This is a genomic window from Dryocola boscaweniae, from assembly GCF_025215095.1.
Taxonomy (GTDB): Bacteria; Pseudomonadota; Gammaproteobacteria; order Enterobacterales; family Enterobacteriaceae; genus Dryocola; species Dryocola boscaweniae.
Window position 1 is genome coordinate 462,953 of record NZ_JALHAP010000082.1, and the last position, 14,470, is coordinate 477,422.

The 14,470-nt window shown below is 51.8% G+C and carries 10 protein-coding genes and 1 pseudogene; 4 read left to right on the top strand and 7 right to left on the bottom strand.

What is annotated here, in order from left to right; translation table 11 throughout:
• Nucleotides 1-60 precede the first annotated feature (60 nt).
• Complete coding sequence (locus tag MUA00_RS19565) at nucleotides 61-2,358, top strand: FdhF/YdeP family oxidoreductase (protein WP_271124661.1); 2,298 nt, start codon at nucleotides 61-63, stop codon at nucleotides 2,356-2,358.
• Between the two features lie 385 nt (nucleotides 2,359-2,743).
• Nucleotides 2,744-5,134, top strand: a complete 2,391-nt coding sequence (locus tag MUA00_RS19570) for a glucose/quinate/shikimate family membrane-bound PQQ-dependent dehydrogenase (protein WP_271124662.1) — start codon at nucleotides 2,744-2,746, stop codon at nucleotides 5,132-5,134.
• A gap of 110 nt (nucleotides 5,135-5,244) precedes the next feature.
• On the opposite strand, the pseudogene MUA00_RS19575 reads toward MUA00_RS19570, so the two are convergent.
• Nucleotides 5,245-5,379, bottom strand: a pseudogene (locus MUA00_RS19575) (rhodanese-like domain-containing protein); the annotation flags it as partial.
• 170 nt (nucleotides 5,380-5,549) lie between these two features.
• Here MUA00_RS19575 and mgtS point away from each other — a divergent pair.
• Complete coding sequence (gene mgtS, locus MUA00_RS19580) at nucleotides 5,550-5,645, top strand: protein MgtS (protein ID WP_271124663.1); 96 nt, start codon at nucleotides 5,550-5,552, stop codon at nucleotides 5,643-5,645.
• 392 nt (nucleotides 5,646-6,037) lie between these two features.
• Nucleotides 6,038-6,388, top strand: a complete 351-nt coding sequence (locus tag MUA00_RS19585) for an RcnB family protein (RefSeq protein WP_271124664.1) — start codon at nucleotides 6,038-6,040, stop codon at nucleotides 6,386-6,388.
• 521 nt (nucleotides 6,389-6,909) lie between these two features.
• Here MUA00_RS19585 and MUA00_RS19590 read toward each other — a convergent pair.
• The 6 genes from MUA00_RS19590 to MUA00_RS19615 form a co-directional block, all read right to left on the bottom strand.
• Nucleotides 6,910-7,203, bottom strand: coding sequence for a hypothetical protein (locus MUA00_RS19590; RefSeq protein WP_271124665.1), 294 nt, complete (start codon nucleotides 7,201-7,203; stop codon nucleotides 6,910-6,912).
• Between the two features lie 73 nt (nucleotides 7,204-7,276).
• Complete coding sequence (locus MUA00_RS19595; RefSeq protein WP_271124666.1) at nucleotides 7,277-8,725, bottom strand: mannitol dehydrogenase family protein; 1,449 nt, start codon at nucleotides 8,723-8,725, stop codon at nucleotides 7,277-7,279.
• A 132-nt stretch (nucleotides 8,726-8,857) separates the two neighbouring features.
• Nucleotides 8,858-10,411, bottom strand: a complete 1,554-nt coding sequence (locus MUA00_RS19600; protein WP_271124667.1) for an MFS transporter — start codon at nucleotides 10,409-10,411, stop codon at nucleotides 8,858-8,860.
• Between the two features lie 28 nt (nucleotides 10,412-10,439).
• Nucleotides 10,440-11,843 (bottom strand): glucuronate isomerase, encoded by a 1,404-nt coding sequence (gene uxaC, locus MUA00_RS19605; RefSeq protein WP_271124668.1) that lies wholly within the window; start codon nucleotides 11,841-11,843, stop codon nucleotides 10,440-10,442.
• A 107-nt stretch (nucleotides 11,844-11,950) separates the two neighbouring features.
• Entirely contained in the window at nucleotides 11,951-13,351 is a 1,401-nt protein-coding gene (locus MUA00_RS19610) for an MFS transporter (protein WP_271124669.1), read from the bottom strand.
• A 62-nt stretch (nucleotides 13,352-13,413) separates the two neighbouring features.
• Entirely contained in the window at nucleotides 13,414-14,427 is a 1,014-nt protein-coding gene (locus tag MUA00_RS19615) for a Zn-dependent oxidoreductase (protein WP_271124670.1), read from the bottom strand.
• Between the last annotated feature and the right edge of the window lie 43 nt (nucleotides 14,428-14,470).

Below are 14,470 nucleotides of genomic sequence, written 5' to 3' on the forward strand. Positions count from 1 at the left end.
CCTTTTCGTTAAACAGGAGTAAACTGGATGTAATTATTTGCGCAACAAGATATCCGCCCGATGAAATTCAAATCAGCCATTAAGCCCTATCGCGCAGCAGCCGGCGGCTGGGGTTCGCTCGAAGCCACAACTCGTTTTGTTATCGACAGCAAACACGCCCTGAAAAATTTGCGCAACCTGATGCGCATGAACAAAGCCCGTGGGTTTGACTGCCCGGGCTGCGCCTGGGGCGATGATAATAAAAGCACCTTCAGCTTCTGTGAAAACGGCGCCAAGGCCGTCACCTGGGAGGCGACGCGTCGTTTTATCGACCGGCAGTTTTTTGCCCAGCACAGCGTCAGCAAGCTGTATGCGCAAAGCGACTATTTCCTTGAATATCAAGGGCGTTTAACCGAACCGTTGCGCTATAACGCCCGCACCGACCACTACGAGCCGATAAGCTGGGATGACGCCCTCGCGCTGATTGCGCAACATATTCATGGGATGGATAACCCAAACCAACTGGAGCTTTACACCTCCGGGCGCGCCAGCAACGAAGCGTCTTATATTTATCAACTGTTCGGGCGCATGGTCGGCACCAATAACTTCCCGGACTGCTCGAATATGTGTCACGAAGCCAGCGGCAGCGGGCTGAAACGCAGCATCGGCGTGGGTAAAGGCACCATTCAACTGGATGATTTTGATAAAGCCAATGCGATTTTTGTTTTCGGGCAGAATCCTGGCACCAACCATCCGCGCATGCTCCACAGCCTGCGCCACGCCGCTGAAAACGGCGCGCAAATCGTTACCTTTAATACGTTGCGTGAGCGCGGGCTGGAGCGTTTTGCCGATCCGCAAAAACCGCTGGAAGTGATCACTCCTCTTGCGGGCAGCATCAGCACTCATTATTACCAGCCAAATCTCGGCGGGGACATGGCCGCCGTGCGTGGCATGGCGAAGGCGCTGCTGGAAACCCATCGCGAATGTCTTGCGCGTGGCGACAAGGGCATTTTCGACGAGTGGTTTATCGCTGAGCATACTCACGGCATAGACGACTGGTTTGCTGAAATCGACAAGACCGCCTGGGAGCACATCACGCGGCAGTCCGGTTTGAGCGAGCAGCAGCTACGCGATGCGGCAGCTATCTGGCAGCAGGCTGAACGCGTTATTTGCACCTGGGCGATGGGCATCACGCAGCATAAGCACTCCCTGAATACGGTTCGTGAAATCGTTAACCTGCAACTGCTGGGGGGCCACCTTGGCAAGCCGGGCGCGGGACTTTGCCCGGTACGCGGGCACAGCAACGTGCAGGGAAATCGCACGATGGGAATTGACGAAAAACCCTCAGCCGCCCTGCTGGACAGCCTGAGCGCGCATTTCGGATTCAAGGCGCCGCGCGAAAAAGGGCATAACACCGTTGAAGCTTTGGCTGCCATGCTACGCGACGAGGTCAAGGTGCTGATTGCGCTGGGCGGTAACCTGGCCGCCGCCGCGCCGGACAGCCCGCGAACCGAAGAGGCGCTGCGCCGCTGTGGTTTGACGGTTCATATCAGCACCAAACTTAATCGCAGCCATCTGGTACCGGGACGCGATGGCTTGATTCTGCCGACGCTTGGCCGCACCGAGGCGGATATTCAGGCTACGGGCCGCCAGTTTATTACCGTCGAAGACTCGTTCAGCATGGTGCACGCCTCCGAAGGGATCGGCCAACCCATTGCCGATACGCAGCGCTCGGAAACAGCCATTGTGGCGGGCATTGCCGATGCCGTTTTGGGGAAAGATAAACTTAACTGGCAGGCGTTCGCCGATGATTACAATCTGATCCGCGATCGCATTGCGGCCACCATTCCGGGCTTCCAGAACTTCAATCAGCAGTGTGAAAAACCCGGCGGATTTTATCTGGGTAATGCTGCGGCGCAGTTGCGGTTTAGCACGCCGAGCGGAAAAGCGGAATTCAGCGCGGCAGCGCTTCCTGCTTCGCTATTTGGCGATCTGGATGCGCCCTTCGTCCTGCAAACGCTGCGATCGCATGACCAGTACAACACCACGATTTATGGCCTCGACGATCGTTATCGCGGGGTTTACGGCCAGCGCGAGGTGCTGTTTATTCATCCCGATGATTTAGCAGGGCTTGGCCTGCAGGAAGGCGACCTGGTGGATATCGAAACGGTGTGGAACGATGGCATTACGCGCAAAGTCAGCGGGTTTAAAATCGTGTCTTATAACATTCCACGCGGCAATCTGGCCGCCTACTATCCGGAAACGAACCCGTTGGTTCCCCTGGCAAGCGTAGGCGACGGCACGGGGACGCCAACCTCAAAATCAGTCCCGGTAAAAATCAGCCGTTCAGCATTAAAAACAAATAATCGTATCGCGTAAAAGTGTCTTTCCCTTCCTTGGCTATACTCAGATAAACCGGCTGGGCTTCAGTAACAGCACTTCGTCGGGTGGCGCCGCTTCACCCGACGAAGCCGATTTTCGGCTCCCCGGGCAACCTCTGTGCAATAAATGCGAGATTTCTCATTAACAACTTTGCAATATCATAGCGGCAGATTATGATAGCCGCGGCATTCACCATTTGGTTCGTTATGATTTCGTCTTTCGGCTGAAAGTCCGTTAACCGCGCGCCAGATGCGTTCATGTTTACCCCAATCGGTACAAATCAGGCGATCTCTCGCAACAGGGAGACGCCGCGACATCTGCAGTTTATGTAACAGAATAGATGGGACATCCTATAAGGAACATGTTCCGACAGGAGAACGTTATGGTAAGTCAAACTCCCCCGCGCGGCCTCGCACTGGCGCTGCTGTGGGTACTCGGCGGATTGATGGCTCTTATTGGCCTCGCCATCGGCATCGGCGGGGCTTATTTAGTCTCGCTGGGCGGCAGTTGGTATTTCCTACTGATGGGCATCGTGATGCTTATTTCCGCCGTCTTAATTTTAAGGAAAAAAGTCTCCGGACTGGCGCTTTACGCGCTGGCCTTTATTTGCTCAATATTTTGGGCCATCAGCGATGCTGGTATGGATTTCTGGCCGCTGTTTTCTCGCCTGTTTACCTTTGCGGTGCTTGCGTTTCTGGCGGCTATCGCCTGGCCGATTCTGCGTGCTGCAAACACGTCAGCTCCGGTAAAAAAAGCGCCGGCTTACGGCATTGCCGCGATCCTCGCCGTATGTATGCTGGTAAGCGCAGGCTGGATGTTTGTGCCGCAGGTGCAGGTGGCGGCTACTGAAGATGTACCGGTTAAGCCGGTTAGCGCGGGTGATGAGCAAAAAGACTGGAAGCACTGGGGCAACACTACCCACGGCGACCGTTTTGCCGCACTTGATCAAATTAATAAAGGCAACGTTTCCGATCTTAAAGTCGCCTGGGTTGCGCACACCGGCGATATCCCACAGAGCAACGGTTCTGGCGCAGAAGACCAAAACACGCCGCTTCAGGTTGGCGACACGCTGTTTGTCTGTACGCCATACAGCAAGGTGCTGGCGCTGGATGTGGATTCCGGTAAAGAGAAGTGGCGCTTTGACAGCAAGGCTACCGCGCCAAACTGGCAGCGCTGCCGTGGTTTAGGCTACTTCGAAGAAACTACCCAGCAGGCAGCCGCTACGCTTGCCGCCCCGGCTCAGCCAGCAGCCTGCCCTCGCCGCCTGTTCCTGCCAACCACCGATGCGCGCCTGCTGGCGATCAACGCGGATAACGGCAAGCTGTGCGATGACTTTGGCGACCACGGAACCGTGGATCTGAAAGTCGGCATGGGCGAAGTTAAACCGGGTTATTACCAGCAAACGTCCACGCCGCTCGTTGCGGGCAATGTGGTTGTGGTTGGCGGCCGCGTGGCGGATAACTTCTCCACCGGCGAACCTCCGGGCGTTGTACGCGCTTACGATGTGCACACCGGCAAACTGGCGTGGGCATGGGACCCGGGCAATCCGGCAATCACCGGCTTGCCGCCTGAAGGCCAGACCTATACGCGCGGTACGCCAAACGTATGGTCAGCGATGTCTTACGACGCCAAACTGGGCCTGATTTATCTGCCAACCGGGAACGCCACGCCAGACTTCTTCGGCGGCACGCGTACTGCGGAGGATGATAAATACAGCTCTTCTATCGTGGCCGTTGATGCGGCAACGGGACAGGTACGCTGGCATTACCAGACGACTCACCACGATCTGTGGGACTTTGACCTGCCGTCGCAGCCGCTGCTTTACGATCTGCCAGACGCTAAAGGCGGCACCACGCCGGTAATTGTCCAGACCTCCAAGCAGGGCATGATCTTCATGCTTAACCGTGAAACCGGCGAACCGGTGGCGAAAGTGGAAGAACGTCCGGTTCCGCAGGGCAACATTGAAGGCGAGCGCTATTCTAAAACCCAGCCGTATTCTGTCGGTATGCCGATGATTGGCAACGAAACGCTTACGGAATCGGATATGTGGGGCGCGACGCCAATCGACCTGTTGATCTGCCGTATCGAATTCAAAGGCATGCGCCACGAAGGCGTCTTTACGCCGCCTGGACTTGATCGCTCACTGCAATATCCCGGTTCGCTGGGCGGCATGAACTGGGGCAGCGTTTCCGTTGACCCGAACAACAGCCTGATGTTCGTCAACGATATGCGCCTGGGTCTGGCGAACTATATGGTGCCACGCGCGAATGTAGCGAAAGACGCAAGCGGCATTGAGATGGGTATTGTGCCGATGGACGGCACGCCGTTCGGCGCAATGCGCGAGCGTTTCCTGTCGCCGCTGGGTATTCCATGTCAGAAACCGCCGTTTGGCACCATGTCTGCGGTTGACCTGAAGTCCGGGAAAATCGTCTGGCAGGTTCCGGTTGGCACCGTGCAGGATACCGGCCCGTTAGGCATCCGCATGCATATGCCAATCCCAATCGGCATGCCGACCCTGGGCGCGACACTTTCAACGCAGTCCGGCCTGCTGTTCTTCGCGGGTACCCAGGACTTCTATCTGCGCGCGTTTGATACCGCAAACGGCAAAGAGATCTGGAAATCTCGTCTGCCGGTCGGCAGCCAGTCCGGCCCGATGACCTATGTGTCACCGAAAACCGGTAAGCAATACATTGTGATTAATGCAGGCGGGGCGCGTCAGTCTCCTGACCGTGGCGATTACATCATTGCTTATGCGTTGCCGGATACGAAATAGTTAACGGCGGGCGGCGTTTTGCCGCTCGCCTTCACTGCAACCCTCAGTCATTCATTTACTGAGGGTTTTTTATTGCAACCTGCAAATCTTCTTTGCAGCAGCGCTTACCTTCAGGCGAAGCTAAACCCCTCATCCGCCCAGCCGGTTATTCCACCCGGCATTATTTTGACCGCCCGTCCCAGGCGAGCCAGCTTCAGCGCCGCTCGATCCGCGCCGTTGCAATGGGGGCCTGCGCAGTACACAACTCGCCACAACCCCTGCGACCTATCGCAAAACATTTACCCCGCCTGGGTAATAATTTACGAACGGTTAGTCCTTGTTTAACTTTCGCCCGTTATGATGACTTCACTCTGATGAGTCAATTTCAATTAACGAGAGGTATTTCTATAGGAATGCGCAACAACGAGGAGTAATTATGCTGGGAAATATGAACGTATTTATAGCAGTGCTGGGATTGATTGTTTTTTCCGGATTTCTTGCTGCTTACTTAAGCTACAAATGGGATGACTGATGAACGGTGATTGCCCCCCACCAACCAGGCCCCTCGCAGATGCATATCTCGAGGGGCATTTTTTTGCGCGCGTTGCGTTAAAAGCGCGAAAAAAAACCGCCATTCTGGATGACGGTTCAAAGCTGCATGGATAGGTTTTTATTATTCACTAAATGAAATCGCGCAGATAAAGCCGTTTATTTTGCGCAGATCCCACCAGGCCAACAAAATAGCCTCCGCTGACTCAACCTTGCTTAAACAAGCTGTCAAAATATGTTTTCAGGCCAACTTGTGATGTGCGCCATTCGCAGCCATTCTTATCATGTTACGTTTGCACATCATTCGACAGACTCTTTTGGGTGATGATACGTTTAGTGCGCTACTACAAAAAATGATCTACAAGTGGAGATGTTATGCGTAAGTCGAAAGTTGTGTTGCTCTCAGTGCTGTTGATGGGTTTGCCCGTCGCTTTTTCCGCGCAGGCTTATAGTGAACCCGCGCCTGCGGCCCCGCAAAGCAATGCCAACACCTCGTATGAGCTTAAAGAGTTCTACGCCGACTATAAGCATTTTGCTATCGGCGATATCGCGCCCGATCTTTATCACACCAAACAGTACCAGATCGATGCCTGGAAAATCAGGCACCTCCCGGCCCCTGAAGCTGGCAGCCACTGGACATATATGGGCGGCAACTACGTGCTGATTACCGACGCCGAAGGCAAAATCATCCGCGCGATGAAGGGCGATATTTTTTACGCACATTAATCATGCAATTTAAAACGCATTAAGAATAAAACCATTGCAATAATAAATATTGCAGTGGTTTTTTATTTATCTGGTTAAATAGATGCAGGCTTAATTAACGAGCAATAGTGAAGAAAATGTGAAGGCGCTTTTTTTGAGTTTATTCTGGTAGTTTGAAATTGCCGTTCGCCGATAATCACTCACAGGTTAATAGTGAAACGGTAATATTCTATGAAAAAAATTGCATTCATGCTGATCAGTCTGCTGGTCGTGTTTTCTTTAAGCGGTTGCATCTGGCACGACGGGTATCATCACGGCGGCGGCCATCACCACTCTCATCACCACTAAAAAAATAACCCCGGTGTGCCGGGGTTTAAATTGCTGACAAAAAAGGAAAAAGCGTGGTTTTTCCTTCTTTGTGGTTGATCTGCCGAAAATCAATGAAGTGATTTTCCTTATTTTTTAAATGGCGGCATCTTTTAGTTTTGTGATGTCGGGAGGCCTGGCATCATTCTCTAACCCCGGCGTGCCGGGGTTTAAGTTTATGCCTGGTGCAACGCTTTAACTTTTGAATAGCCATATTCAAAAATAAGATCGGTTGTGCACATAAAGACAATCACATCTCCCGATTCACACTCCGTCAGCGAGCTGTTTAATTCCGCATCAAAATCCCTTGTCAGTTGCGGCATCAACATTTGCATATCGCCCGGATAATCATCGTCTTCGTCTGCCGGCATATGTTCGATTTGTGAACCGCGCACGACGTAAATCAACACGTTTTTGTCGTTGAACGTGACGGGCGCGCGCAGATGCTTGCCGACGGGATGCTTTGCCATAGAGTTACCTTAAATTACGTTGGCGCGAAGAGTCGCGATATCCCGCAAAATATACCTGCCAAAACGTCTGAGGTCATCCCGCCACCGTATTTTTTGCGCCGTATTCGCGCACGGCAAGATAGGCTTCCGTAACCTGCTTAACGAATTGTTCATTAGCCGGCAGATCTTCGCCAAAGATAGTGTTCAGCCCTAACAGCGCCTGAACGCGGGCTTCTCCTTCCTGGCTTGAGGCGACGGCCTGCTGGATTGCCGGCAGAAGCGGATCGCTGACTTCGATTTTTTCGCCCTGCTCATCAACGCCGCCAACATAACGCATCCATCCTGCCACGCCCAGCGCCAGCAACCTGAAGCTGCTGCCGTGCGCAAGGTGCCAACGGATAGAGTCCAGCCAGCGCTGCGGAAGCTTTTGGCTGCCGTCCATTGCGATCTGCCAGGTGCGATGCCGCAGCGCCGGGTTGGTGTAGCGCGCAATAAGGGAATCGGCATACTTGCCTAAATCAACGCTGGTTACTTTTAGCGTAGGCGCCTGCTCCTGCAGCATCAGCGCGTGGGCGGCACGGCGATAATTTTCATCCTGCATACAGTCAGAAATATGCTGATAACCCGCAAGATAGCCCAGATAAGCGAGGAAAGAGTGGCTACCGTTCAGCATGCGCAGCTTCATTTCTTCATAAGGAAGAACGTCGGCCACCAGTTCAGCTCCGGCTTTTTCCCATGCCGGACGCCCGGCAACGAAATTATCTTCAATCACCCACTGGCGGAACGGCTCGCAGGCGACGGCAGCCGGATCGGCAACGCCGGTTGCCTGCGCCACCTGCGCCAGCGTTTCAGGAGTCACCGCCGGCACAATGCGGTCTACCATCGTAGATGGGAACGTAACCTTGGCTTTTATCCACGCGCCTAATTCCGGGTCGATCGCATCCGCATAGGCCGTTACGACATGATGAGTTACATGGCCATTCTCAGGCATGTTATCGCAGGACATTACGCTGAACGCCGGTAAGCCCGCAGCTTTACGGCGCGCCAGCGCTTCCACAATCACGCCCGGCGCGGACTGCGGCTGATGAGGGTTTGCCAGATCGTGGGCAATAAGCGGATGATCCAACAAAAGCGTGCCCGTGGCGGGCGCATGGCAGTAACCCTTTTCGGTCACGGTAAGAGAAACAATCGCCACTTCTGGCTGTGTCATGGCGTCAAACACCGCTTCCAGGCCATCAACCTGCGCGTGAAGCGCCTTTTTCACTACGCCCACTACGCGACACTGCCAGGCATCCGCAGACATTTCCGCCACGCTATAGAGATTATCCTGCTGTCTGAGGTCGGCAATTTGCTGCTCGCCGCCAATCAGGTTCACTTCGCAATATCCCCAGTCGCTGCCGTGTTCCTGAGCAAGAATATCGGTATATACGGCCTGGTGGGCGCGGTGAAATGCGCCAAACCCCAAATGGACGATGCGTGGAACCAGTTTGCTACGATCGTATTGCGGAATAATCGCGTTTGCAGTTAAGAGCTTGTTTTCCATTTTAAAACTCGCTGTTGAAGGATAGTCGGGACAGCTTCAGACTACCTGCTATGGTAGTCTGCTTTTTGATTTGCATTAAGCTTTGGTTATTTGGTATGACATAATGCATGAAGTTGTATGACAACTCACAGTTTATACCTCACCATTGACGCGCGGTAACGAGCTGACGGAATTCGTGTTATGCGTTTCTTCTTCACACCAGAGCTTGTCGTAGCTATAACCCGTTAAATCCTCGACAACTTCACGCGTCTGCGGATCAACATCTTTTTTCGCGCCTTGCGCTTTCAAGCGCTCAACTTCATCGACAAAAATCTTATGGGTGCGTTTATTCAGGCGGAACGTCAGAGCCTGCCATAACGCCAGAACCAGCAATCCAGCCGTACCGGCGAACAGCAGCGTAGCAATCATGTTGACGGCCCCATCGGGCTGAACCTGACTGCCTTTAACAAACCCACCGGTCTGCAGCAAAACACCCACAATAAAGGTCGCAATGGCGACGGTCGTTTTACGTGAGAAGGTCATTACGGCGGCAAATAAACCTTCACGACGCTTACGGGTGATCATTTCATCGATATCAGGAATAAACGGGAAGACATTCCACGGTGTGAATTCCAGCACACAGCGACCAACCTGATAGACCGCCGCCAGAATAACCAACAGCGTGACTTTGTTATCGCCCGGGAACTGATAAACCATAAACAGCCCAACCAGACACAGCATCATCAGGCTGTAGGCGAAGATGTACAAACGAGACGGACCGTATTTGATGATGGCCATCCCTGCGAGCAAGGTCACCGGCAAGCCGACAATACTCATTGAAAGCAATGTTCCAGCCAGAGAGGAAGAGACGTTCAGGCAGTACACACAGAAGAAAACGAATACCGTGTTGTAGACATCTTTGGCAGTGAAAGAGAGCAAATATATCGCCAAATGTTTTCTGAATGCCCTGACCTTAAGCGTTGAGCCATATTCTTTAAACAAGCTTCCTACGGCGATAACTTTGCTCAATAAAGTTGTAGTCTGGGTTGGCTTTTCAAGCTCGGCTAACATTTCAGGCGTTAATTCTCGCTCCCATGTCACCTTCCAGGAGATGAAGACGCACAGCATGAACAGAACCGCAAAGACCACGCCGTTAATTAAATAGGCGTTAGCATCATGCTCGCCAAAATAGCCGATCAGCAGACCTGGAATAAAGGTCGCCAAAAACGTACCCAAAGCAGAAAAGAACATTCGGCAAGTTGAAAGTTTCGTGCGTGAATTAAAGTCTTTAGTCATTTCCGACGGTAAAGTTTCCCATGGGATAAGCACCATCGCCGCGATAATTTCAAACGCCAGATAAACCGCCAGATAGAACCCAAAGTTCATGCCGTTTACCCAAAGCAAGGCGTAAACCAGCATTAACGGTGCGCCAATCAGCAGGAAAAAGCGACGGCGGCCAAACTTCTTACCTAAATAATTTTTATAGAAATGGTCGGTGAAGCTGCCCATAAACAGGCTGACGACGGCATCAACGATACGCGCAATAGCGACAATCGAAGCGGCTTCAACCGGCGAAAGGCCAACAAAGGTGGTGTAAAAGAACAGCAGCCATGCACCTATAACGGTAAATGCCCCGCCGCCCATAATATCCGTCACGCCATAACCGATCCCGACCGGGATGGTTATTTTTCTGTTAGTTCGAGACATATTGATTCAATTCCTCGCAAAGGCGCCATTAAAATCCGAAATAGGCTTCGGCATTGTCGTGACAGATATTTTTTATCATGCGGGTGAGTATTTCCGGATCGTTGGGGATTTCTCCCTTCTCTACCCAGCTACCAACAAGATTGCAGACGATACGGCGGAAATAGTCATGGCGCGGATAGGAAACAAAGCTTCTAGAATCGGTCAGCATGCCGATAAAGTTCATTAATAACCCCTGGTCCGCAAGCGTATTTAGCTGGTTTTCCATGCCGCGTCGCGTGTCGTTAAACCACCAGCCTGAGCCAAACTGAATGGGTGATTTAATGCCTGATTCCCCCGACTGGAAGTTCGCAATGGCGCTGGCAACCACGTCATTATCACGGGCGTTCAGGTTATAAATAATGGTTTTTGGTAACGCATTTTGCTGCGACATCGCGTCCAGTAAGCCATTCAAATGGCGGGCAAGATGATTTTGGTCGTTAATGGAATCAAACCCCATATTGATGCCAAGCGCATTACGCATCGCGGTATTATTGTTACGTATCGCGCCAAAATGGATTTGCATCGCCCAGCCGCGCTGTTTGTACTGGCCGGCCAGCATCAGGAACATGGCGCTGTCAAACTGCGCCTGTTCCTCGGCATTCAGTTTTTCGCCCCGTTGTTTTTTGAGGAAAATCGCCGCTACGGTACGTTCATCAGCCGGTTGATAGCCTATCTCCAATGGACCGTGATCCGAAATACGACACCCGGCTTCATGGAACCAGTCGATACGTTGCGCTATTGCCTGATTAAAGTCGTCAATGGTGGAGATTTTGTTGCCTGCAAACTGTGACAGCTTGCTAATAAATGCAGCAAATACCTCCGGCTGCGGTTCGAAAATTTCATCCGGACGGAAAGTCGGCAGCACCCTGGTAGTGAAATCTGAGTCCTGCAGCAGACGGTGATATTCCAGTGAATCAAGCGGTGAGTCCGTGGTGCAAATAACCTCGACGTTAGAGCGGGTAATTAAAGCACGCGGCTTAAAATCATCCTGCTGCAAAAGCTTATTACAGTGGTTCATCACTTCACGCCAGTTTTTACTGTTTAAAGTGCCCTCAAAAGCAAAATATTGGTGTAGCTCAAGATGCGTCCAGTGATAAAGAGGATTACCAAAACAGGATTCTACCGTTTCGGCCCAGGCCTGAAATTTTTCTTCCGCGCTGGCCGTACCGGTAATTTTATTCTCCGGAATGCCGTTTGCGCGCATCGCACGCCATTTATAATGATCGCCCGCCAGCCAAAGCTCAGTAATATCTTTGAATGGTTTATTTTCATAAATATCTTTAGCATTTAAATGACAGTGGTAATCGATAACAGGCTGGGACTTTGCCACATCCAGATAAAGCTGAACGCCAACGTCATTACCGATCATAAACCTATCATTAATGAAACTCATACAAACCCCTTATTAAACTGCCGTGCGGATTTAATTTCATATAGCCTAAGGAAATCAGGCTATATGAATAAAAGTAATGGCTATATTTTTTTGCAGATGAATGTTAATTAATAGCTACGCACGCCTTTTATTATAGCCGAAGCGCCTTTAGCTTCGGCTGCGTCTTCAAGCTCGCTCAGGTCACGGTCTTTTACTTCCGGCATTACAATGGCGGAAATCAATCCAATAGCCGAGTAAGCAATCATCATGACCACAATAGGCCACCATGAGCCGGTCATGTTCACAAAGATACCTGCCAGCACGGGACCAAAACCGACCGCAATCAACCCTCCCGCTTCTTTGGAAATTGCCATGCGGGTAAAGCGATTACGCGCGCCGAACATTTCCGCCATGGTGATATTTTCCAGAGCGAATAACCCCAGCACCGCAACGTTATGAATCACAATGATGGACGCCATGATTACGTTTACATCGTTACTCTTATCAACAATCATCGAGATCATTGGCCAGGCGAGAACAATCGAAGAAATACTGATGATGATATAAGGAACACGGCGGCCAATTTTGTCGGACAGCCAGCCCAGGAACGGAATGGTAATAAAGCCGATGGCGGAGCTAATCATTAACGCATCGGTCGGTATCGCTTTCTCAAACAGCAGCGTTTGGACTAAATAACCGGCCAGGAATGTCTGGATTAAACCTGAGTTACCCGCCTGACCAAAACGCAACCCGGTTGCCAGCCAGAACGATTTGCTGGTGAACATGGCTCCCAGCGAGTGAGTTTTATCCATCGCGACTTTTGCCGCTGCGGCATTGTCGGTATCGTCTGCGACTTTCTCAAATACGGGGCTTTCTTTAAGATTTAATCGCAGCCATATGGCAAAGATCATGACTACAACGCTTGCCAGGAAAGGCACGCGCCAACCCCATGCCAGCAGCTCTTCTTTTGACAGGAAGAAGAACATTACCGCCCAGATTGCCGTTGCCGACAGCGTGCCGCAGTTGGTGCCCATAGCAACCAGCGAAGAGATAATGCCGCGTTTTCCTTTTGGCGCATATTCAGCAAGCATGGTTCCCGCTCCGGAAATCTCAGCCCCCGCTCCAAGACCCTGAATAATTCGTAACAGCACCAGTAATAACGGGGCGAAAATACCTATTTGCGCGTAGGTCGGTAATACACCAATCAAAGTGGTGCATATTCCCATCATGGTAATGGTGATAAACAGCACTTTTTTACGGCCGATGGTATCCCCCATACGCCCAAAGAAGAAGGCGCCAACGATACGGGCAATATAACCGGCCCCGTACGTTCCCATTGCCAGGATAAGCGCCATTGCTGCCGATTGTTCCGGGAAGAATATTTCGTGGAAGACCAAAGCGGCGCCCAGGGAATAGAGCTGAAAATCCATGAATTCCAGCGCCGTGCCAAGCCAGCCGGATACCGCCGCCTTTACAAGGTCAGATGTACTTCTTTCCGGCTGCGCCGTGTTTAGTGATGTTGTGTTCATATTTCTGTTCTCTGGAATTATCGTTGTAGGGACAGTAAATATTTAGGTACAGAGATTAGCGTTTAAAATTTCAATAAGACCTTACAGCACTGCTTCTGGTCTTTTTCGAATATATTCATCGCTTCAAGTACCTGTGTATAAGGGAACTGATGGGTAATTAATTTCTCAGGTTGTATTTTCTGCTCCGCCATCCAGCTAATAACCTGTGGGAAGCGATTACTGTTCAGGCGCGAACTATAAATAGTGAGCTCTTTACTGGTGATAGCCTGCTGGCTGAGCACGCAAGGATCCGCTGAGAAGCCCATAATGCCAATGCGCGCGGCAGGCGACGCCAGGCTAATGGCTTCCGGCAGAATGGATGGATGGCACGCGGCGTCAACAATCAGTGTCGGACGAATATTAAGCGCTTCCAGTTCGGTTTTTAGACAGAGATGCGCGTTATTAATCACGCGGTCCGCACCGTTGGCTTTTGCCATGGCCAGACGCTCATCGATGCGATCCACAACGATGATTTCTTTTACGCCGTAAACCCCGCGCAGCGCCTGAATCGTGGTCAGCCCCATCGGCCCTGCGCCGTATACTAACGCGGTATCCAGCGGGCCCGGATGCATCTGACTGCAAATATTGGCAGCGATAGTGAAAGGCTCCACCATTGTCGCTTCGTTATCAGGAATGCTGTCTGGCACAACGTGGGCATTTTTTGCCGGTAGCGTGACGAATTCGCTAAAGCCGCCATCCCGATGAACGCCGATAACCTGAAGCTCTGCGCATACGTTAGGGCGCCCGACAGCGCAAGGATAACAAGTCCCGCAGCTCACCACCGGGTCGCCAACTACACGTTCTCCAATACGCGACGCGTCCACCCCTTCGCCGACTGCGTCAATATGGCCGAAAAACTCATGGCCAATGACGCGGGGATATTTCGCGAACGGGTTGTGACCGCGATAAATATGAACATCAGAGCCGCAAATCCCCGCGCTCGCTACGCGAATACGCACTTCACCTGGCTGCGGTTCACACTGTGGGCGATCTTCAATAACCAGAGTTCCCGGTTGTTGAATAGTGATACTTTTCATTTTTAGACTCTCTGTTCGCACAAATAATGTCGTTACCCAGGCT